Origin of the sequence: Pantoea phosphatilytica (genome assembly GCF_051025615.1) — a bacterium.
Taxonomy (GTDB): Bacteria; Pseudomonadota; Gammaproteobacteria; order Enterobacterales; family Enterobacteriaceae; genus Pantoea.
Genome location: NZ_JBPFDF010000002.1, coordinates 260,918 through 279,840, shown reverse-complemented (window position 1 = coordinate 279,840; position 18,923 = coordinate 260,918). Strand labels below are relative to the sequence as shown.

Sequence of the window (18,923 nt, the reverse complement as noted above, 5' to 3'; positions counted from 1 at the left end):
GGGGCCATCTCTCAGTGAAAGGTGTGCGCCACTTCCAGCACGCCGTTGATGACAAACTGCACGCCCATACAGACCAGCAAAAATCCCATCAGGCGCGAGATCGCCTCAATGCCACTCTTACCGACCAGCTTCATGATGGCCCCTGAGCTGCGCAGCGAGATCCAGAGGATCAGGCTGACCAGCAGGAAGGTCAGCACCGGCGCAACGCTGATCACCCAGGCGGGAAAATCGACACCGCTTTTGACTGTTGACGCGGACGAGATGATCATCGCGATCGTACCCGGCCCGGCGGTGCTCGGCATCGCCAGCGGCACAAACGCGATATTCACCGGCTCTTTGGCCTCATCCAGCTCATCCAGCTTCTGCTTCGCCTCAACCGAATGACCCGCTGGCTTCGCCGGGAACAGCATCCGGAAACCGATAAAGGCGACGATCAGGCCGCCTGCGATGCGCAGGCCCGGAATGGAGATGCCAAAGGTATGCAGCACCGCGTTGCCCGCGTACCAGGCCACCATCATGATGGCGAAGACATAGACGGACGCCTGGCGCGCCTGACGGTTGCGCTCCTGGAAGTTCATCTCGCCCGCCAGCCCTAAAAACAGGGCTACGGTGGTAAGCGGGTTAGCCAGCGGCAGGATGACGACCAGCCCCAGGCTGACCGCTTTAATCAGTTCCAGCATCGGTGATCTCCCCGGTTAGTGTTTCGGCCGCTCCAGCGCCTCAAGCAGTTCCGGGAAGAAGTCCTGCAGGATTTCTGGCGTCATCAGTTCGGGATACTGCATCAGATGTTCGCGGATACGTTCGTTCACCTCCGGCAGCAGACGCTGGGCTGCGGCGCTGGCGGTGATCCGGTGCTTCTTCATGGCGCGCAGCAGATCGGCAGGCAGCGCATCTTCGTCGGCGTCGTCTTCAACCATCTCCAGCGCATCCAGCTCATCGAACATCTCCATCAGCGCTTCGGTCTGCGGGGTTCGCGACTCATATTCACGCGGATGTTCATCTTCCAGGAAGCGCAGCATCGCGCGCATTGGCGTACCATCAGGCGTCGACGGCGGCTCTGCGGCGAACCAGCTCAGCAGCTGGTGCATGGTGACCTGATGGACGCGATAACCGCTGTCGACCAGTTCGTCGGCCAGCAGCTCGGCGGTTTCGTTCTCAATCAGGCAGATGTGGGTACGGTTGGGTTCGTACTGCTCCAGCCACTGGTAGATCTCTTCAATCACGCCATCGTCATACTCGAATTTTTTACTGAGATAGCTGCCATCCTGTTGGTGAACGCAGGCCTGAATCTGATCGGGGTCGAAGTAAAGTGCGATGTTGATGCCTTTCATGCGTGCTGTCCTGTAGAAATCAAAACAACACTATAGCGCCCAACCCCAGGTTTAGGGAATGTCAGGCGTCACAGCATCGGGGCGTTTGATACTCCCCTCACGGCAGAGAGGGGAGCAGAGAGAAGGGGATCAGGAGATAAAGTTTTTACCCTGCTTCAGGACGACGTCACAGGCTTTGGTCTTCAGCTTCTCACCCATCGGCGAGTTGCTCAGGCTCTGCAGGTTAAGCTGCTGACCGTTGCCGGTATTCAGCAGACCAGCCACACCCTGGGTGTAATCCGTTTTCTGCTCCTGCGCGGTGGTGGTGTTCAGGCCGAGCTTACTCAGCACCTGATCTTTCACCGACTGCACATTATTTTTCACCACGTTGTGTTCGACGCAGTACTGCATCACACCGGCAGCGTTGGTCATGCTATTGGCGCTGACCGCTTTGTCGCCGCCGCCCAGCAGGCTGGTTATGGAGGAGAGCGACAGTCCGCCGTTCTGCTGGGTAGTGCTGGTGGTGTTCGCGTTGTTCTGCTGGCTGAGCTGTGACGCCGCGCTGCTCAGCTGATCCTGCCAGCTTGCCGCCGAGGCACTGCCTGCCACCAGAAGCGCCGCCACGCCCCATGCCCATGCACTGCGCTGTACCTGTTTCATTTTAACCTCTGCATATACGTATTCAGTTTTGCTAAGAGAGGCTGAACAGCAGAAAGTTCCTGAGTTTTCTGCTAAACGGGCGCTTTGAGAATCTTCTGTAATACGGGGAATGAGTAAATCGGGGAAAGGGAAAAATTGTTATTTCATGAGGCTGTTCACTGCCGGTTCGAATAATTTCCCTGAGCTGAAACATTATTTAATATTTGTTCATCGCTGCATTCAATTTATCAGGATTCGTCCTGGTTTATTGCTTTTTACCGCTTTGGTTAAAAAATTTTTTATTCCGGTTTGTGTTTTTATTGTTAATGTTTACCTGTGAAATTAAATTATTTTAACGGCATGTTTTAACGTGTCTTTTTTATCTCATTCGTTGCCGGTTTAAGCCGGTTTTAACTGATTCAGGCATATTTTTCTGCGCTGTTTTCAAAATTAACTGCCGAGGTTTTTTAATATTCCGCCTTGCGAAATCCACGAGGGTATTCATGCTTAATCACTGTGTCAGGCAGTTGTGGCCGACTTATTCAACGGGAGAGAAAATATGGCCGGGCAGCCCGATCACAATAACGATGCAGAGGTCACGCTTAAACTCGCTGAAGAGCAAATAGCCCTGACGAAGCAGAAGATTGTGGATGGACATGTTCGCGTCACCCGTTCCACAACCGAGCATGACGAGGTCATCAGTACACTGCTTAACCGGGATAAGGTTGAGGTTGAGCATGTAGCGAAAGCAGAGCCCATTGAGGATATACCCGACATCAGGGAAGAAAACGGCGTACTGATTGTCCCGGTAGTTGAAGAAGAAATCCAGATCGTCAGAAAGCTGGTGCTTAAAGAGGAGATCCACATCCGAAAAGTGCAGGAAAGTGTTCCTTTTCAGGAAGTGGTGACCCGACGTGAGCAGCAGGAAAAGGTTGAAAGAGATGACGATCAAAACCGCTAACAGAGAGGAACCTATCATGGCACAGGAAAAAATCGTAACACTGTTCGATTCTGCACAGCAGGCAGAGGCCGCGAAAAGAAATCTCGTGAAAGCAGGCTTTTCTGATCGGGACATCAGTCTTATCAGTGGAGAACGTTTAGAGCAGGAAGGGCACTCTGTCCGCCATCCGAGCCTGTGGCAGCGTCTGTTCGGTCACACCGTCGATCAGGATCAGGCGGATGTCTATACCCGGGCGATGGACAAAGGCGGCGTGGTGCTTACGATCCGAACCGAAGAGGAGAAGCTGGCACGCGCCATGACGATTCTCCATTCGCATGACTCGGTCGATGTACCGTCGCGGATGCAGAGTTCAGTTGAGAATGGCGCCCGCGCGCCGGGCATCGATCCCACAGCCGGTAAGCAGTTTGCCGGAGAGACCAGCGACCGCCAGGCGGAACCGCGACGCGCCTCGCTGACCGGCGATGAGAGTGAAGCCGATATTCTGCGTCTGGCCGAAGAGCAGGTGGAAGTGGGTAAACGTCTGGTCAGCGAAGGCTCGACCCGCGTGCGCCGCTATACCGTGACCGATACCGTCTCTGAAGATATTTCGCTGCATGAGCAGCACGCCGATATCTTCCGCCGCTCGGTGAATGAACCCGCGCTGGCCGGTGAAGTGGACTGGTCGGAGAAAACCGTCGAGGTCGCCGAAACTCATGAGCAGCCGGTGATTAACAAGACGACGCATGTGAAAGAAGAGGTGGTCGTGCGCACCGACGGCAGCGACCGGACCGAGACCATTAATGACACGGTGCGTCGTCAGGAAGTGGATATCGACCGCGCGCGCAGCGGGCTGGAGCGTGAACTGCCCGGAACAACGACAGCAGTGAACCCTGCCGCCGGTTCGCCGTCACCTGCGGCGCATCACCGCGACCACAAAGAGGGCCTCGCGGAGAAGGTGAGCGAGAAAGCCAGCGAAGTGAAAGATAAGGTGGAGAACAAGCTGCATCACCGCGATTATGACCACTCGCACTGAGGCGCCGATCCTGACAACCGGCGCTGACGGGTATTGCTGATGCCCGATGCTGAAGATGTGATATGCCGAAAAGAGCCAACCGCGAGGTTGGCTTTTTTGCGTCTGGGGAAGGAAGTAAAACGGATAACGGCGCACTCTCTTCTTCGATATAATCAGGGGCTATACGCGCAGGTCGGGCAGACTGAGGGAATAAAGTGAACTGTAAACCGATGCTTTTCGTGCTGGCGGCGTTCTCCCTGTCGGCTCAGGCCGCCCAGAGCGGAACAACGCTTCAGCATAAAGACTGGGAAGTCGTCTGTGATAATACGCTGACCTGCCGCATGGCCGGTTATGGTAAAGAAGAGGATCCCTCCGGCTCTATCCTGCTCACCCGTGCCGCTGGCCCCGCAACGGAGACTGTGGGAGAAGTGACGCTGGGCGACACCGAAGATGACAGCGAGCCAGCGGAGAAGCTGACGCTGTGGATCAACGGAAAGCCAGCGGGCGATCTGACGGCGGCGGATGATAACTGGCGGCTGTCGGCCAGCCAGACCGCTGCGATAATCAGCGCCGTTAAAGGCAACGGTAAGGTCGAATTTGAAGGCGGCTCAAAGCCGTTCCAGCTTTCCGCCGAGGGGGCATCTGCTGTGCTGCTGAAAGCCGACGACGTGCAGGGCCGTATCGGCACGCCAGGCGCGCTCACCAGAAAGGGCAATAAACCGGAAAGCAGCGTGGCTAAGGCCGTGCCCGCACCGGTTATTCAGACAGCAAAAACCCTCAGCGGCGAACCCCGTTTGCTGACCGCACCGGAAACCGACGCGCTGAAAACCCGGTTGCTGGCCTCGGTCAATCACAATGACGATGACACCTGCGACAGCCTGTTTTCACCGGCAGAGAACAGCGATCCGGAGACCGACGGGCCCACTCTGACACCGCTGGATGACACCCATGCTTTGCTGTCGGCGCTCTGCTGGCGAGCCGCTTATAACGAGGGGTATGGCTACTGGGTCATCGATAAGCAGCTGAAAGGTACGCCGACACTGGTGACCACATCCGGATCGGATTATGACAAGGGCGAGATTACCAGTGTGCAGAAAGGCCGGGGTATCGGGGACTGCATGAGTCAGGAGAGCTGGGTCTGGGATGGTCAGGCGTTCCGTAAAAGTTATGACGGCGGAACCGGCATGTGCCGCTATATCCATGCGGGCGGCACCTGGGATCTGCCGACGCTGGTCACGGACGTGAAGCCTGTTGCGGAGTAGAGCGGCTGGTTGATGGGATCTCGGCGTTTACTCATTCGGCTGTAAGGCCATCAGTTTCACTGCGCACAGGCTGTTTCGTTACTCTGTGCCAGTGAAACCAGCGTGCTGAAGCAACTGTTCAGCGCGGGTTGGGAAGGGCAGGAGTTCAGTCAGAGAGTCCACGCGGTATAGCAGAGAACCCGGAAGACGTTTTTTTCAGCAGTTGCATCGGCGTCGGCGGATAAGGGTTGCGGAAACAGGGGGCAACGGTATAATCCACAACGTTTTCCGCATCCCTTCAGTGCCGAAGTGGCGAAATCGGTAGACGCAGTTGATTCAAAATCAACCATCGAAAGGTGTGCCGGTTCGAGTCCGGCCTTCGGCACCATCGGAACATCAATAGACGTCAACGGACGTCTTTTTTTGTGCCTGAAATCCGCGTCACACAAGGCTTTCCTCGATTTTCCTTTCAACAGAAGTCAATCTGAGTCAACCCACATCAAGTCGCTTGTGAGTATAGAACCGAGTATATGCGCTGGTTCGATAATGGTTATATACTCACAGCGGTACATGGAAGGAGAACTTTTATGGCTCTGACAGATATCAAAGTGCGTTCAGCAAAACCGCAGGAAAAGGAGTACACCCTTGTTGATGGGGATGGCATGTTTTTGCTCATTCACCCTAACGGCTCAAAATACTGGCGGTTCCGATTTCGCTTTGGTGGCAAGCAGCACCTGATGGCGTTTGGTGTTTATCCTGAAATATCGTTAGCCGATGCGAGGCAGAAGAGGGAAGAGGCAAGGAGGCTTGTTGCTGCTGGTAGTGATCCTCGCGAGTATAAACGGGCTGTGAAGGAAGAACAGGCTAAAGAGGCCATTACCTTTGAGTCAGTTGCCAGAGAGTGGCACGCAGCTAATAAGAAATGGTCAGAGGATCACAGTCGGCGGGTGCTGAAGAGCCTGGAAGACAATCTGTTTCCTAATATTGGGAAGCGGAGTATTGAAGAGCTGAAGACTCGCGACCTGCTTGTACCCATTAAAATCGTAGAGGCTACAGGCCGCTTTGAAGTTGCTTCTCGCCTTCAGCAGCGAACCACAGCAATCATGCGATATGCGGTGCAAAGTGGGATGATTGATTACAATCCAGCCCAAGAAATGGCAGGTGCTGTTGCTTCCAGTAATCGTGTCCATCGCCCAGCACTTGAGCTGAAACGCCTACCTGAGCTACTCCACAGAATAGATGGTTACACTGGACGCCCTTTGACTCGTCTGGCTGTTGAGCTCACCTTGTTAATCTTCATTCGTTCCAGTGAATTGCGCTTTGCCCGCTGGTCTGAGATCGATTTTGAAACGGCAATGTGGACGATACCGGCTGAACGAGAAGGTATCGAAGGAGTTAAGCACTCTCAACGAGGTTCTAAAATGCGCACACCTCATCTGGTGCCGTTATCTCGGCAAGCATTGGACATCCTTAAACAGGTTCATAAGCTCAATGGCAATCGTGATTTTGTTTTTGTTGGCGATCATAATCCTCGTAAGCCGATGAGTGAAAACACGGTGAACAAGGCGCTGCGCGTTATGGGTTATGACACGAAGGTTGAGGTTTGTGGGCATGGTTTTAGAACGATGGCGTGTAGTTCGCTGATTGAATCAGGATTATGGTCTAGGGATGCGGTTGAACGGCAGATGAGCCATATGGAACGTAACTCTGTGCGCGCGGCTTATATCCATAAGGCAGAACATTTGGATGAGAGACGATTGATGCTTCAATGGTGGGCTGATTTTTTGGATGTAAACCGTAATAGATTACATAGTCCATTTGAGTATGGGAAAAACCTATATTAGAAATAACTTTTTATATAAGTTAATTCATTCACTCTTTTTTTATTAAGCTTATTTTGATTTAAAATGTAACTATGGTTTTGCTTAATAAATAACGTTATACTAGAAAGATTAATGAGCGTTAAGTGAGTTTATATGAGTAATATTGATAGTATTCAAAAGCTTACATGTATTGAGGGTTTTTGTGGTGCGGGTGGAATGTCCCTTGGGCTTAAGCAAGCCGGTTTTGATATCAAATTAGCATTTGATATCAATGAGGATGCTGTAAAAACTTATAATAATAACCTTGGAGAGCATTGTCTTCAATTAGATGCTTCTGCTATTAGCGGTAAGTTTCTTTTAGAAAAAGCAGGAGTAACTTCTAGGCTGGACCTTTTTAGCGGCGGACCTCCATGTCAGGGATTTTCTAAACAAAGAAAAGGGGCCCATCTGCTAAATGATGAAAGAAATAAATTGGTACTTGAATATTCCAGGCTGGTAAATGAATTAAATCCAAGAGCTTTTCTGTTTGAAAACGTCGAGATTTTTGGACAAAAAAGAGGTCGGGATTTAATCGATGAAATAAAAGAGAAATTGTTCAAATATAATATTTTTACCTTTTTTATTTGTTCTTCGGATTTTGGCGTTGCCCAAAAAAGAGGGCGTTTTATTATGATCGGAATAGATAAATCTGAGAATAGTGACTATCCGAAGCTTGAAAGAACTGATAGTGAGCTTACTATTAAAGATGTTATTGGTAATCTTCCTCCGCCCCCTGAAGATTATACTGAGCATGGTGAGATACCTAATCATATTAAGTGTAAAATAACAAAGCTTAATGAAGAAAGATTTTCTTATGTTCCGCCTGGTGGTGGATGGAAAGACATTCCACATGATTTGAGGCTAAAATGTCATCAAAATGTTGACACCAACTCTGGCGGATGGCCAGATGTATACGGGCGGCTTGAGTGGGATAAACAATGCCCTACAATTACCGCAGGGTTTGATAGTTTCACTAGAGGAAGGTATGGGCATCCATCTCAAAATAGAGCTATAACTCTTAGAGAGGGGGCTATGTTGCAAGGATTCCCCATTGACTACCGGTTTTACGGTAAGAGGGATGCTATAAGGTTGCAAATTGGGAATGCTGTTCCGCCTCCAGTAGCTAAAGCTGCAGGAACAGCAATTATTAAATGCCTTAATAATCAGAGCTCTGAAAACAGCAGTTATCAAAGCCCTATTGAGAACACTAATGAGGAGCAAATTGAGCTGTTCTCATAAAGAAATTATTTATATCTAACAAAAATTCACCCATTGATTTGACCGGTATAATATCGGTCAAATCAGCCTGTAGATATCTTTCAGGTATATCACAATAATACATACCTGCAACATTTGACAGGTATTTTTGATATAACCGTATAGTTCCAGGTACACATATATGGTTTACTTTTCGATTGACTTTATCTTGCTGGGTTTCACTAATACATGCCAAGAAAGAATTAAAAACACCATTACCGAAATATGAATCTAAAATTCGTTGTTGGGCAAATGGCTGAACGATTCGTTCCCTTGTTGTTATTTTTAATGGAATAACAACTCCTCGGTTCACATCTGCGCCACTCTTAATTACTACATCGGTAGAAACACTCGCTGGATCTGCAAGCTCTTCATCAGAGTTTATCTGATCAATCAATGGAATGTGTTTTGAAAAAATTTCATTAGGTAGCATTACTTTCAAGAGAGCTGCGATGTAAATTTCAAAAACTGTGCCTGGTGTTTTTCTGCTGCCTTTCTTCCACAGATCAAAAGCACAAGCTATGGACATGATTGATGTATATATAACTTTATTTGCTAATGTTGATTTATCGGAGTCCCAGCTAGTGTTTATCTGCTTTAAATCGATAAGCACATTATTGCTTAGTTCCTTATAAATATTTATATCTCTGATATATAAATCATCTCTGATAGGCCTAGAAATCTCATTATTACCAAAGAATGCATGGTAGCCTATCTCTTTTTTTCCTTTAAATGGACCAAAATAATCATATTTTGCATTCTCACTTAAGAGATTCATTGAGTGCTCGATTAACTCTAAAGTTGCTGGAAGATGATCAAGATTCCGATTATAAAGTTTAGATGCACGACTTATTAGCTCCCTTAATTTATCCACTTCAGACACCCCATTAATTTGCGTAAAGATGTATCATATCAATAACTTGCTTTCAGAACACTACATGATCAAAAAAATTCCAATTGACTCTGTCTCAACAGCTCTGCTCCGATGAGCTACTTTAGGCTTGTTGTCGAAAGATGTTTATTACCTATATGTCTATTACAACTAGATCTGAAGTATGAGGCCATCTTGGAGGTATCTGCCTTTAAAGCCTTCAAATGCTCGTTCAAATGAAGAGGAAGTATCCACTATTGGCAGTGTAGATCAGGGCACTTAGTGTTGAGCTGCTGAAGCTGTTTTTTAGTCGTGGCTGATTTTTTTATCTATTAGACGGAAATCATTGGTTTTACCATACTTCAATCCAGTCATTACATTGATGACGCCCTACACAATACATGAGGATATAGCTACCAATTTAAAAATCTATTTAGTACAACAGTATTACTGAGTTTTTTACAGAGCAATGAGTCAACACACGTATCACCTATTCTTGGAAAGAATGTTCATGGAAAAATATTTATTTCTATAAAAAGACCTTAAAATCATAAAGTTACAGTGAAAAGCGTTAACCGCAAGGAGTATATCATGGCCTTCAAGACGCCCCTTACAGGCTCAACTGTACCAGAAACACCAGACAGGCTTTTTCGAGAGCTAACTCGACGAAAGTTTCCAGACGTATTGCCACATCAGGCAGCTATCATGAAGGCTTACGCAGAGAAGGCAGTTGGAATGCCCGATGTTGCTCTTCAATTACCTACTGGAAGCGGTAAAACTCTTGTAGGTCTCTTGATCGCGGAATGGAGGCGTCGAAAATTCAAGGAACGGGTAGTGTACCTTTGTCCGACAAAACAGCTGGTTTACCAGGTTGCTGAACAAGCTAATGAAAAATATGGGCTGTCCGTGGCAACGTTTGTGGGTAAACAGCGCAATTTTTCACCTGTTGACAAAACGGACTATCTCCAAGCCGAAAAAATTGCAGTAACTACCTACTCCAGCCTTTTTAATACTAATCCGTTTTTCAATCAAGCGGATGTTATATTTGTTGATGATGCTCATGCCAGTGAGAATTATATTGCTTCACACTGGACATTACGTATCAATCGGCTGGAAGAAAAGTACAAGCCTCTGCATCAGGCTTTATGCAATGTGTTTACCCCTCATCTTACGCCCACTGATTTGTCACGACTCCGAGGTGTATGGGAGGACGTGGGTGATCGTTCTTGGGTTGAGAAACTTGCAACTCCCACTTTAACTCTGCTCAAGTCACAAATTATCGAAATATTAGATGCACATACGCAAGGAACTGACCTTGCCTATACATGGTCATTGATTAGGGGCCATCTAGATGCATGTCATATCTACCTATCTTCTCAAGAGATCCTGATCCGCCCTCTTTTACCACCGACGTTCTCGCATCAAGCGTTTGAAAATGCCAAGCAGCGTATCTACATGTCAGCGACTTTAGGAGCAGGTGGAGACCTAGAACGTTTGACGGGGAGAAAAACTATTACACGTCTACCAGCGCCAGAAGGTTGGGATACTCAAGGAGTTGGCCGCCGTTTCTTCATCTTTCCAGAAATGTCGCTCACTGCTGAGCAAACTGCAGATTTGAGAAAGGAGCTCATGCAGAGAGCAGGTCGAAGTGTGGTTCTCGTGCCCAGTGATAGAGAAGCAGATGCGATCGCTTTAGAAGTTACTAATAATTTAAAATATCCTGTCTTTAAGGCGAGTGATATTGAAGAATCGAAAGCAAGCTTTGTAAATTCTAAACAAGCAGTAGCTGTAGTATCAAACCGATATGATGGGATCGATTTTGCAGGAGAAGAATGCCGATTACTATTTATAGAGGGGCTACCTAAAGCAATGAACATCCAAGAGCGTTTCCTCATGACTCGAATGGCCGCGAACGCTCTTTATAACGAACGGATTCAAACCCGCGTAGTACAAGCTATAGGTCGTTGCACTCGATCATTAGAAGACTATTCTGCTGTTGTTGTGTCTGGAGAGGAACTCCCTGACTATCTCGCCGATCTTCGCCGTAGGCCTTTCTTTCATCCCGAGCTTCAGGCCGAGATAAACTTTGGTGCTCACCAATCTAAAGACACTGGGCTTTCAGATTTGGTGGAGAACTTTGAAATCTTCTTAGAAAATGATCGTGATTGGGAAACAGTAAATAGACAAATTCTGGATGAGCGTGACCGATCTCAGCAGCAATTCCTGCCAGCTATTCAAGAGCTTGAGGTAAGCGCAGCGGCTGAGATCGATTATCAAACTGCGCTATGGCGACATGATTATTATAATGCGATAGCTGCCGCTGAGAGGGTCTTAGGTACATTAAAATCACCTGACTTGCGTGGTTATCGAGCTCTATGGAATTATCTTGCAGGCTCTGCATGCCATCTTGCAGCGCAAGATGGCAATACAGCTATGGCTGCTAAAGCAAGACAATATTATCAAGATGCTCACAAATGCGCTCCCAATATTCCGTGGTTGACAGTATTTGCCCGTAGAGAAGTTGGAGATAGTATCACTGTCCAGGTCGATGACATTGCATTGCAACGTCAGGTGGAAAGAATTGGTGCTGAACTCACGCGTCTCGGTGCCACCCATGACCGCGATTTCGCAAAACTGGAACGGTCAATTCTCAGCGGACTCCTGCGACCAGAAACCTTCGAAAATGCACAAAAGGAGCTAGGTACGCTGCTGGGGTTCAATGCTGGGAAAATCGAAAGTGAAGGTTCTCCAGATCCTTGGTGGATAGCTGAATCCCAGTGCATTGTATTCGAAGATTATGTGAATACGACAGATGGTACATTGAGTGTCACAAAAGCGCGGCAAGCAACATCTCATCCTGATTGGATGAGAGCAAATGTTGCGGAGTCTGCGGAATGCGAGTTTCTGGCGGTATTGGTTACACCTGCAACTAAGATTAGTTCAGCTGCGGTTGTTCACGCGGCTGGATTATTCTACTGGGGGCTCGAAGATTTTTGTTCATTTGCTACCCATGCTTTACAGGTCATCCGTCAACTCCGAACTACCTTCTTTGAGCAAGGCGACTTAGTCTGGCAAGCAGAAGCCGCTGAAATTCTCAAGCAGCAGGGTTTAGACTTTGCATCGATTAAAATGCGTGTTACGGCCAATCCGGTTAAGCTGTGCATGCAGGCGGTTTGATATATTAACAAATAGAGGGTTATTGGCCCTCTATTGTTTTTAGAATATTACACTGCAAAAGTTTATAACTTTTTGACATACGCCTCGTAGATCAACATATCGCAATGTTCATAATGTCTTCATCATCACCATTTTTGTATCCAATAAGGAGCGGTTCTCAAAATACTTCTACTTTTATGAATCGCATCTATATAGCCAATGAACAGGGCGTTTTCGATTAAGCATTCTCTGAAAATTAAGAGTGTTGATATTATGCTGGATTATGCCGTGGCCGGCCCCGTTTCTCCCTGTTTCGTAAAATACATTCACTGCGTCCAAATGTACGCGCTCCTTGTGGCAAACTCAAACGAACAGCCGTATCAACCTTAGTAATATAGGTAATAGCTCTCTGCAATGCGTGACGTTTCTCCTCATTAGTGTAATGAATATCACCAATACCTGAATGGGCGTAGCCATTGGCAATCGCATTACAATTAAAGTACAGCCCTTTACCCTCGGTAATCTCATTTTTCCAGAACTCACCGATTCGACGAGCCAATGAAACATCACCACGAACTTTACTCCCGTCAAAGAAGAAACAGGTGTGATAATGAAAACCCTTGTACTGCCCGTATTCAAGTTTCCATATGTACCCTAGGCAATGTTCAAATAAAGGGTGTGACTTTATCCGTTTAAATAAACGCTTACAGTGTAGCCGGGTTGTGTTTACGGGAACTGTTTTGCTTTTAACAATTTTTTTCTGATAGGACAAATCAACACGGACCACCAGTAAACGAGAATGATACTCAAAAAGATGATTCACATAATCTAATGCACCTTTTAAATTTTTACTGGCGGCCCGCTGGAAATTACGCAGCAGTCGTTTATGCCGGATTGAATTTGCTCCCTCACGAAACAGTTTCAGTACACTATTTATTGTGTCTACACGTGATGTTGATAACTCAGTCAGATTATATACTTTAAGCACTGTACTGAATAATTTTATCGTGGGATGCACTTGTTGATACTCACTAATATTGACTTTCAGCTCTGATAAGCTATTGACGGCTTCCTCAAGTAAATAACCCGTTTTAGTATATTTTCCCGATTTAGTAAGTTTAAATTCTTCATATTCAGAACTCAGTATTTTGTTTAAAATAAAAAGAACCCGACGTTGTACTTGTACGGTATCAAAATCTTCTGTGACGATGAATGCAGTATCACTATCAGTAGAATGCATGCTGCTTGATTCCACATCAAAATAATTTTCAGTGGTCATGATTATCCTGTACCTGCTTTGTATCAATAGTTATAAATCAGTTATGAAAGATCAACTGCATACAATTACGGCTCATTAATAATGAGTAAAAAGGTTTATCAGGCTTGAACACCTAACGTCACGTAAAGGGAAAATAATTCACTTTACTATTTTATAGTATACACAATAACAATGTTCATGTGCTGATTCATATCAACATAATAATGAATGTTAAATCAATATTAATAATAATATAATAATAACATAAGAACCATAATCCCTGAATTTAACTGGAGAGGTCTGCAGCCCTTCCATAGAAATAAAATATCACCCAGTCCAGTGTTCTTTACTGATATATTAATATCAGTTGAAAGAAAGTTAGTGCATCAGATGTATCGCGCACGGTACGACTAAATCGGCCCTACATCCTGTGCTGGCTATCCAGCCATGCCTTAATCTCTTTGAGATACCAGCGACTGGCGCGTCCCAGTTTCAGCGGTTTTGGGAAGAGATCATTACTCATCAGTTTGTAAATACCCCCACGGGATAATCCGGTGATTTCACAAATAAATTTCAAATCAATCAGTTTTAACTGCTGTTCATAATCCATTTGCATGTCTTCTTGTTTGTTCTCTTTCACAGCATAACCCCTTGTTATGTTGAACTCAGGGCTAAGGTAAACAAAAAAAAATCTGCCGTAACGGTAAAATTTAATGCCCAGAAATGTACGTTGACATTTTTTTTGAAATATGATTACGTTCCTGGCTGCACCTTTCTAAGTTTGAGGTTGAGGTTGTACCCATCTTTCTTTTCACGAAGCGCATCAAGCAGCGGTATGAACGTGCCCTGACCCAGCACGCTTTCGAAGGTTTTCAGCACAGTGTTAGCAAATACCCTCGAATCGAAATCAGTATTCTTCTGGGCGAGGTCTACCGGAAGACCTCCCAGCAAGTTATAAATCTGCCACGAAGGTAGCTGCTTTTTATTTTTAATCTGCCAGATAACAAGATCCATTAACGGTAGGGTTTTGTGTACTCTAATTTTCAGTATTTTTCCGTCGCTCAGCATCTTATGCTTACGATAACGGGTCAGAATTTCCTGAAAAGATGAAAGTATTTCTGACTCACTGCAGTAGGGGTTAACGGACAGATAAATTTGCTCTATGCCCCGATTTTGTTCCTGAAGTGTAGTCAGAAGCGTATCCAGACCAACATCTTCCTTCCTAGCGAAACCGAGATAACACGGATGTGTGAAATCTTCAGTTACCGAGAATGTGAGCTTATCAGCGACAGAAATTGCATTGTAGCATTCATTAATATCCCTGATGCTTAATTCCCGCACCGGGACAGGATCTTCTGATAAGATAAACTCTCTGGCCGCTGATCCTGCATCAGGTTTCGGATATATAATTTCTGGATTCTCTTTGTCAGAGATAAAATAATCGCTTATGACAGGCTGACCTTCGGTGATTTTGGCATAAAGTTTCCTAAATAAATCTGTCGTAATGACGTCGTAGTCTGAATCAGTATTTGCAACAATACCTAAATTTATCCGTATGACCAGTTCACGGACAAGTGCACTAAAGGGCATCTCATTAGCAAATTGATAGTTCTTTATTTTAAACCAGTTAAATTCTTCTGGGTTACCTTTATATTTTACACACTGAGCGCGTGAGAGTACCTGACTGTAATAGGTCTCAGTAGTCACCTTTTCAGCCTCATCTGTACTAAGTGTATTGTGAGTTTCGTCCTTCATATGCTCTCCTTTTCGTGCGAGGGTGTATTTTGGCTTACCGATATTCTATTATAAAAATGAATGTATCCGTCACCCATAGCGCTCACGTTTTAGCGGCTAAATCTGCTAAATTAAGCACATTTAGCCGCTTTTTTTATGTGTGTGCGGTTCAATTCCTCATCTGCGCGACTACCAGCGGCTTGTTTACCCCCTGAAATTAAACGGAGCGATCAGCAGCGTTCTGCCATTATGAACCATCGAAATCCGGTAAGTATTATGCAGGTGTTCCAGTGCTGGCTGTAACCGGCCCGGCGTGCGAAGCAGATTTGGTACCCTGGGACTCATCCAGCTTCTCGTTAAGGGCTGACCGTTATTATCCATGAAGCGATCATGCAGCCATCGCCATAACAGCACGGCATCCTGAACATGCTGAGGTTGTTCCGGCTTAGTACCAAACAAATAAAGCGCTTCGTTCAGATACCATTCACTGACCTTCTGAGCATTCATCAACGTCTCTTCGGGAATATCACCCTCATCGCCATTAAAGTAATGGAACAGTGCCGCGAGACGTGCCACCTTATTCCCTTCTTTGGAGGCAAAATCGCGCAGGGAACCATAACGACCATTCTCAGTCATCTCTTGTTCCAGGTACTCACTCATTGCTCCCCATTGCAGCTGTGCTTCCGGCGTAAAAGTCAGTTTTTCCTGACGTACTGGAACCCCGGCTTCTGTTTTCCGGACATAGTTCTTCAGAAGTTCCTGAAGACGTTTATGGTACGGGACCAGCAGTTGCCGGTAATTTTCAAGAATATATCCTGTTCGTGTACCAATCGTACTTTCAGGGCGGGAAAAAAAGAACCGGGCCAGAAAGCCATTTCCCCGGGCCTGCTGCTGTGCCCGTTTGAAATACTTACGTAAAGGCGCATCCTGTACCATCAGGCATGCACTTAGCCGGGCATTATGAACGGTGAAACTTTCCGAGCACCGCCGGGATACCGTAAATGGTGCTCCGTCCCACAGGTCATTTAGCATCCCCAGATTCCGTATTGCTTGCCCTCCCAGAATGATATCCCCCTCAGCGGAATGTAATGCCATCGATCCTCCCCCCTTATGCAACTGAAACTGCAAAGCTGCAGGGGTAATGTCACTGCCCAGCAGTTGTACTCGTGTCGGCTCCTGTGGAATGGTTTCCCGGTGTGCCCTGATACTCTCTTTAATCTCCTCTGTTGACTGTTTTTTTTTGACCTGGTTATTCAGTTTACTTTTTAGTGCCTTAAGTTCCTCTGCCCATATCTCCCGTTCAGTCTCATACACCTGAATCGCATTGCCATACCGAATCTCGGCTTCATGCTCGAACTCATGTATTGGGGCCATAAAAAGTTTATCCACTGTAGACTTACGTTCTCCTGATTCTGCTACAGTGCAGAAATTACATGACACCGGAAATGTCAGACCTTCTGCCGGGCTGATATCCGTTAATCCCTGGCAAAGCAGAGAAACCGGCGCCATAGCGGAAGCAAAAATCAGCGCTACCGGTGCTTTTGTTTTACTGCCTGCTCCGATAATCGCATTTCGAATAATTTCCGGCACACGCTCCAGAGGGAATTGCGGTCCTCCATTCAATAACCCGGATACGTAAAGGTTACTCATAATCTCTCCTTTCAGTTTTTTAATTAATAAATCTGACCTCCAAGCTTATTGAAAACAGTATTTTCACTTTTTACAATTACTATAGGTTTTCGATTTTCAGCAAATTACGTCAGTTGATATCGGTAGACTGCTATTGATGAAATCAAGAAAATGTTGAATCATGTTCTTATTGCCTTATTCAGCTGATTTTTGAGTTCAACGCAGTTTTGTTATTTATTTTTGAAAATAATCTGCCAGTAGTAGCCCAAAAAACAAGTCATTATTTATCTGACTTCATGCATTAACGTTTTTTGCATGTATTATCATCCCATTTTCAGAAAACCTTCAGATATATATCACCTTAATGAACAAGTACAGGCATGTGGTATCTTTGACTGAGTGATGATTCCTCCTCCTAAATATCGACATACCCTGTCGCCCGGAGAACGTTGCGTACAAAAATCAACCAATCCTGATGACGCAACCGTGTAGTGCTCACTCTTATAGTGTGATCTCTCACTACACAATCAGAGAAAGAATAATGGCTGTATACCGTAATGACCCTGATTTGAATCTGCTGGGCCAGTGCAGCAATGAAGAACTGCAATTGCTGGTTTCCATCCTGACCACCGACCCACGCGACGGTGACACCCGCTGGACAGAGAGTCTTACCGGAACCCCGGAGTTTCGTCTGCTGGCACCAGACCATCGCCGCTACTGGCAACTGATAGCCGCTGAGCTTCAGCGTTACGGCGCGAATACCCTGGCGAGTCTGGTCCGGCTGGGGCAAGGCGTGACCTATCGGGAAATTCTCGTTGATGTCTGTGACAAGCTTGATGTGAATTACAACCAGAAAAGTACTACCGAAACCATTGAGCTTGCTCTGTTGATGAAGGTACTGGAAAAGAGCCTGGATCAGATGACACCGGAAGAGCTGGCTGCTTTTTCCCGCAATATGCATCTGGATCTGACAAACCCCACGCCGCAACTCATTCTTATCGCCGTTCAGGCTGCCATACGGACTTCCTCGCTGGCTGCGCTGGAGCTGGCAACGATGTTGTCTGCCAGTGTCATTGCCTCTCTGGGTGGTATTGCCACCTGGGGGACAGTTGTGGTTACTTCGCGCGCACTTTCCGTACTGGCGGGTCCTCTTGCCATCGCACTGAGCTCAGCGTGGATGATTTCCGACCTCGCCGGTCCGGCTTATCGGGTCACGATACCCGCCTGCATCATTGTGTCCTGGCTGAGACAGCAGCACCTTTCCCGCTAACAACGTTTTACTTTAACCTCCAGCCCCGACGGGGCTGCTATTTGCGCAGGAAGCATCCCTCATGTCTGAACAGGAACAACGTTATGACCGCCTGGCAAGCCGTCTCGCCATACTGGTCAGCCGCCTCTTTATGGGGGAAACGCTCAGTGTCAGTCAACTTGCTCAGGAGTTTGGCGTCTCTGAGCGCACCGTTCAGCGCGACCTGCGTGAACGACTGCGCTATATCGACACGGAATATTCCGGGGGGAGTTTTCGCCTGCGGGATGCACGGGGCCCCTTTCGCACTAACAGTGACATTATCCGCTTTGCCCGGATAACCAGCGTGGCACATTACTTTCCGGCACTAGACCCCAAGTTGTTGTCTGTCCTGCTCGACAGCGGTCAGGATTCCCCCTGCATTATCTGGAATGCGCCACCCCTTCAGGCTCCGGCGTTGTTTGGCGGTTTTCAGGTCATTATCCAGGCCATCATCAGCAGTCGCCGCATTCATTTTCTGCACCACGGACACCATCAGTCCGCCGTTGCTCCTTACCGGCTTATCTGCCTGGAAGGCGAGTGGTACCTGACTGCAGTGACTGGCGAGCGGATTCAGGTATTTACCCTTTCAGCCATCTCCGATGTGGTCATGACCATCGGGGGCTTCACCAGAAGCAGCCATATCCGGCGGATTTTTGAAGACCCGCGATTTATTCAGGCCCTGCCGCATTTTCAGTACATCAGTGGGCTTATCCGGGAATGAACCGC

The 18,923-nt window shown here is 47.0% G+C and carries 16 protein-coding genes and 1 tRNA gene; 9 read left to right on the top strand and 8 right to left on the bottom strand.

What is annotated here, in order from left to right; translation table 11 throughout:
• Positions 1-11: 11 nt before the first annotated feature.
• From ACR6AS_RS11560 to ACR6AS_RS11550, 3 genes are all read right to left on the bottom strand, one after another.
• Positions 12-680, bottom strand: a complete 669-nt coding sequence (locus ACR6AS_RS11560; protein ID WP_111138520.1) for a MarC family NAAT transporter — start codon at positions 678-680, stop codon at positions 12-14.
• 15 nt (positions 681-695) lie between these two features.
• Positions 696-1,331: a hypothetical protein gene (locus ACR6AS_RS11555; protein WP_293774133.1), complete on the bottom strand. Its 636-nt coding sequence runs from the start codon at positions 1,329-1,331 to the stop codon at positions 696-698.
• A gap of 129 nt (positions 1,332-1,460) precedes the next feature.
• Positions 1,461-1,970: a YjjA family protein gene (locus tag ACR6AS_RS11550; RefSeq protein ID WP_293774131.1), complete on the bottom strand. Its 510-nt coding sequence runs from the start codon at positions 1,968-1,970 to the stop codon at positions 1,461-1,463.
• A 538-nt stretch (positions 1,971-2,508) separates the two neighbouring features.
• Here ACR6AS_RS11550 and ACR6AS_RS11545 point away from each other — a divergent pair.
• The 6 genes from ACR6AS_RS11545 to ACR6AS_RS11520 all read left to right on the top strand — a co-directional run bounded on the left by ACR6AS_RS11545 (position 2,509) and on the right by ACR6AS_RS11520 (position 8,243).
• Positions 2,509-2,910 carry a DUF2382 domain-containing protein gene (locus tag ACR6AS_RS11545; protein WP_434162221.1) on the top strand — a complete coding sequence of 134 codons (402 nt, stop codon included), beginning with the start codon at positions 2,509-2,511 and terminating at the stop codon, positions 2,908-2,910.
• 16 nt (positions 2,911-2,926) lie between these two features.
• Positions 2,927-3,922: a YsnF/AvaK domain-containing protein gene (locus ACR6AS_RS11540; protein WP_434162219.1), complete on the top strand. Its 996-nt coding sequence runs from the start codon at positions 2,927-2,929 to the stop codon at positions 3,920-3,922.
• Between the two features lie 209 nt (positions 3,923-4,131).
• On the top strand, positions 4,132-5,163 hold the full coding sequence (locus ACR6AS_RS11535) for a DUF1176 domain-containing protein (protein ID WP_434162387.1): 1,032 nt from the start codon (positions 4,132-4,134) through the stop codon (positions 5,161-5,163).
• A gap of 282 nt (positions 5,164-5,445) precedes the next feature.
• Positions 5,446-5,530: transfer RNA gene (locus tag ACR6AS_RS11530), tRNA-Leu, on the top strand.
• Between the two features lie 199 nt (positions 5,531-5,729).
• Positions 5,730-6,986 (top strand): tyrosine-type recombinase/integrase, encoded by a 1,257-nt coding sequence (locus tag ACR6AS_RS11525; RefSeq protein ID WP_434162217.1) that lies wholly within the window; start codon positions 5,730-5,732, stop codon positions 6,984-6,986.
• A gap of 132 nt (positions 6,987-7,118) precedes the next feature.
• A complete protein-coding gene (locus tag ACR6AS_RS11520; protein ID WP_434162214.1) occupies positions 7,119-8,243 on the top strand; it encodes a DNA cytosine methyltransferase in 1,125 nt (374 codons plus the stop codon).
• Here ACR6AS_RS11520 and ACR6AS_RS11515 read toward each other — a convergent pair.
• Positions 8,212-9,135 carry a type II site-specific deoxyribonuclease gene (locus tag ACR6AS_RS11515; RefSeq protein ID WP_434162212.1) on the bottom strand — a complete coding sequence of 308 codons (924 nt, stop codon included), beginning with the start codon at positions 9,133-9,135 and terminating at the stop codon, positions 8,212-8,214. The genes ACR6AS_RS11520 and ACR6AS_RS11515 overlap by 32 nt on opposite strands.
• A gap of 588 nt (positions 9,136-9,723) precedes the next feature.
• Between ACR6AS_RS11515 and ACR6AS_RS11510 the strand changes: the two genes are divergently transcribed.
• On the top strand, positions 9,724-12,309 hold the full coding sequence (locus tag ACR6AS_RS11510) for a DEAD/DEAH box helicase (RefSeq protein ID WP_434162209.1): 2,586 nt from the start codon (positions 9,724-9,726) through the stop codon (positions 12,307-12,309).
• A 250-nt stretch (positions 12,310-12,559) separates the two neighbouring features.
• Here ACR6AS_RS11510 and ACR6AS_RS11505 read toward each other — a convergent pair whose 3' ends face one another.
• The 4 genes from ACR6AS_RS11505 to ACR6AS_RS11490 form a co-directional block, all read right to left on the bottom strand.
• Positions 12,560-13,567: a YagK/YfjJ domain-containing protein gene (locus tag ACR6AS_RS11505; RefSeq protein WP_434162206.1), complete on the bottom strand. Its 1,008-nt coding sequence runs from the start codon at positions 13,565-13,567 to the stop codon at positions 12,560-12,562.
• A 400-nt stretch (positions 13,568-13,967) separates the two neighbouring features.
• On the bottom strand, positions 13,968-14,186 hold the full coding sequence (locus ACR6AS_RS11500; protein ID WP_434162203.1) for a helix-turn-helix transcriptional regulator: 219 nt from the start codon (positions 14,184-14,186) through the stop codon (positions 13,968-13,970).
• A 113-nt stretch (positions 14,187-14,299) separates the two neighbouring features.
• Complete coding sequence (locus ACR6AS_RS11495; RefSeq protein WP_434162200.1) at positions 14,300-15,301, bottom strand: DUF6387 family protein; 1,002 nt, start codon at positions 15,299-15,301, stop codon at positions 14,300-14,302.
• A 183-nt stretch (positions 15,302-15,484) separates the two neighbouring features.
• Positions 15,485-16,930 (bottom strand): YfjI family protein, encoded by a 1,446-nt coding sequence (locus ACR6AS_RS11490; RefSeq protein ID WP_434162197.1) that lies wholly within the window; start codon positions 16,928-16,930, stop codon positions 15,485-15,487.
• 520 nt (positions 16,931-17,450) lie between these two features.
• Between ACR6AS_RS11490 and ACR6AS_RS11485 the strand changes: the two genes are divergently transcribed.
• Complete coding sequence (locus ACR6AS_RS11485; RefSeq protein ID WP_434162196.1) at positions 17,451-18,179, top strand: YaaW family protein; 729 nt, start codon at positions 17,451-17,453, stop codon at positions 18,177-18,179.
• 61 nt (positions 18,180-18,240) lie between these two features.
• Positions 18,241-18,918, top strand: a complete 678-nt coding sequence (locus ACR6AS_RS11480; protein WP_122051103.1) for a helix-turn-helix transcriptional regulator — start codon at positions 18,241-18,243, stop codon at positions 18,916-18,918.
• The last annotated feature ends 5 nt before the right edge of the window (positions 18,919-18,923 follow it).

Coding starts and splice junctions, on each gene's coding strand:
- ACR6AS_RS11560 (WP_111138520.1), bottom strand. CDS start 680: ATGCTGGAACTGATTAAAGCGGTCAGCCTGGGGCTGGTCGTCATCCTG.
- ACR6AS_RS11555 (WP_293774133.1), bottom strand. CDS start 1,331: ATGAAAGGCATCAACATCGCACTTTACTTCGACCCCGATCAGATTCAG.
- ACR6AS_RS11550 (WP_293774131.1), bottom strand. CDS start 1,970: ATGAAACAGGTACAGCGCAGTGCATGGGCATGGGGCGTGGCGGCGCTT.
- ACR6AS_RS11545 (WP_434162221.1), top strand. CDS start 2,509: ATGGCCGGGCAGCCCGATCACAATAACGATGCAGAGGTCACGCTTAAA.
- ACR6AS_RS11540 (WP_434162219.1), top strand. CDS start 2,927: ATGGCACAGGAAAAAATCGTAACACTGTTCGATTCTGCACAGCAGGCA.
- ACR6AS_RS11535 (WP_434162387.1), top strand. CDS start 4,132: ATGCTTTTCGTGCTGGCGGCGTTCTCCCTGTCGGCTCAGGCCGCCCAG.
- ACR6AS_RS11525 (WP_434162217.1), top strand. CDS start 5,730: ATGGCTCTGACAGATATCAAAGTGCGTTCAGCAAAACCGCAGGAAAAG.
- ACR6AS_RS11520 (WP_434162214.1), top strand. CDS start 7,119: ATGAGTAATATTGATAGTATTCAAAAGCTTACATGTATTGAGGGTTTT.
- ACR6AS_RS11510 (WP_434162209.1), top strand. CDS start 9,724: ATGGCCTTCAAGACGCCCCTTACAGGCTCAACTGTACCAGAAACACCA.
- ACR6AS_RS11505 (WP_434162206.1), bottom strand. CDS start 13,567: ATGACCACTGAAAATTATTTTGATGTGGAATCAAGCAGCATGCATTCT.
- ACR6AS_RS11495 (WP_434162200.1), bottom strand. CDS start 15,301: ATGAAGGACGAAACTCACAATACACTTAGTACAGATGAGGCTGAAAAG.
- ACR6AS_RS11490 (WP_434162197.1), bottom strand. CDS start 16,930: ATGAGTAACCTTTACGTATCCGGGTTATTGAATGGAGGACCGCAATTC.
- ACR6AS_RS11485 (WP_434162196.1), top strand. CDS start 17,451: ATGGCTGTATACCGTAATGACCCTGATTTGAATCTGCTGGGCCAGTGC.
- ACR6AS_RS11480 (WP_122051103.1), top strand. CDS start 18,241: ATGTCTGAACAGGAACAACGTTATGACCGCCTGGCAAGCCGTCTCGCC.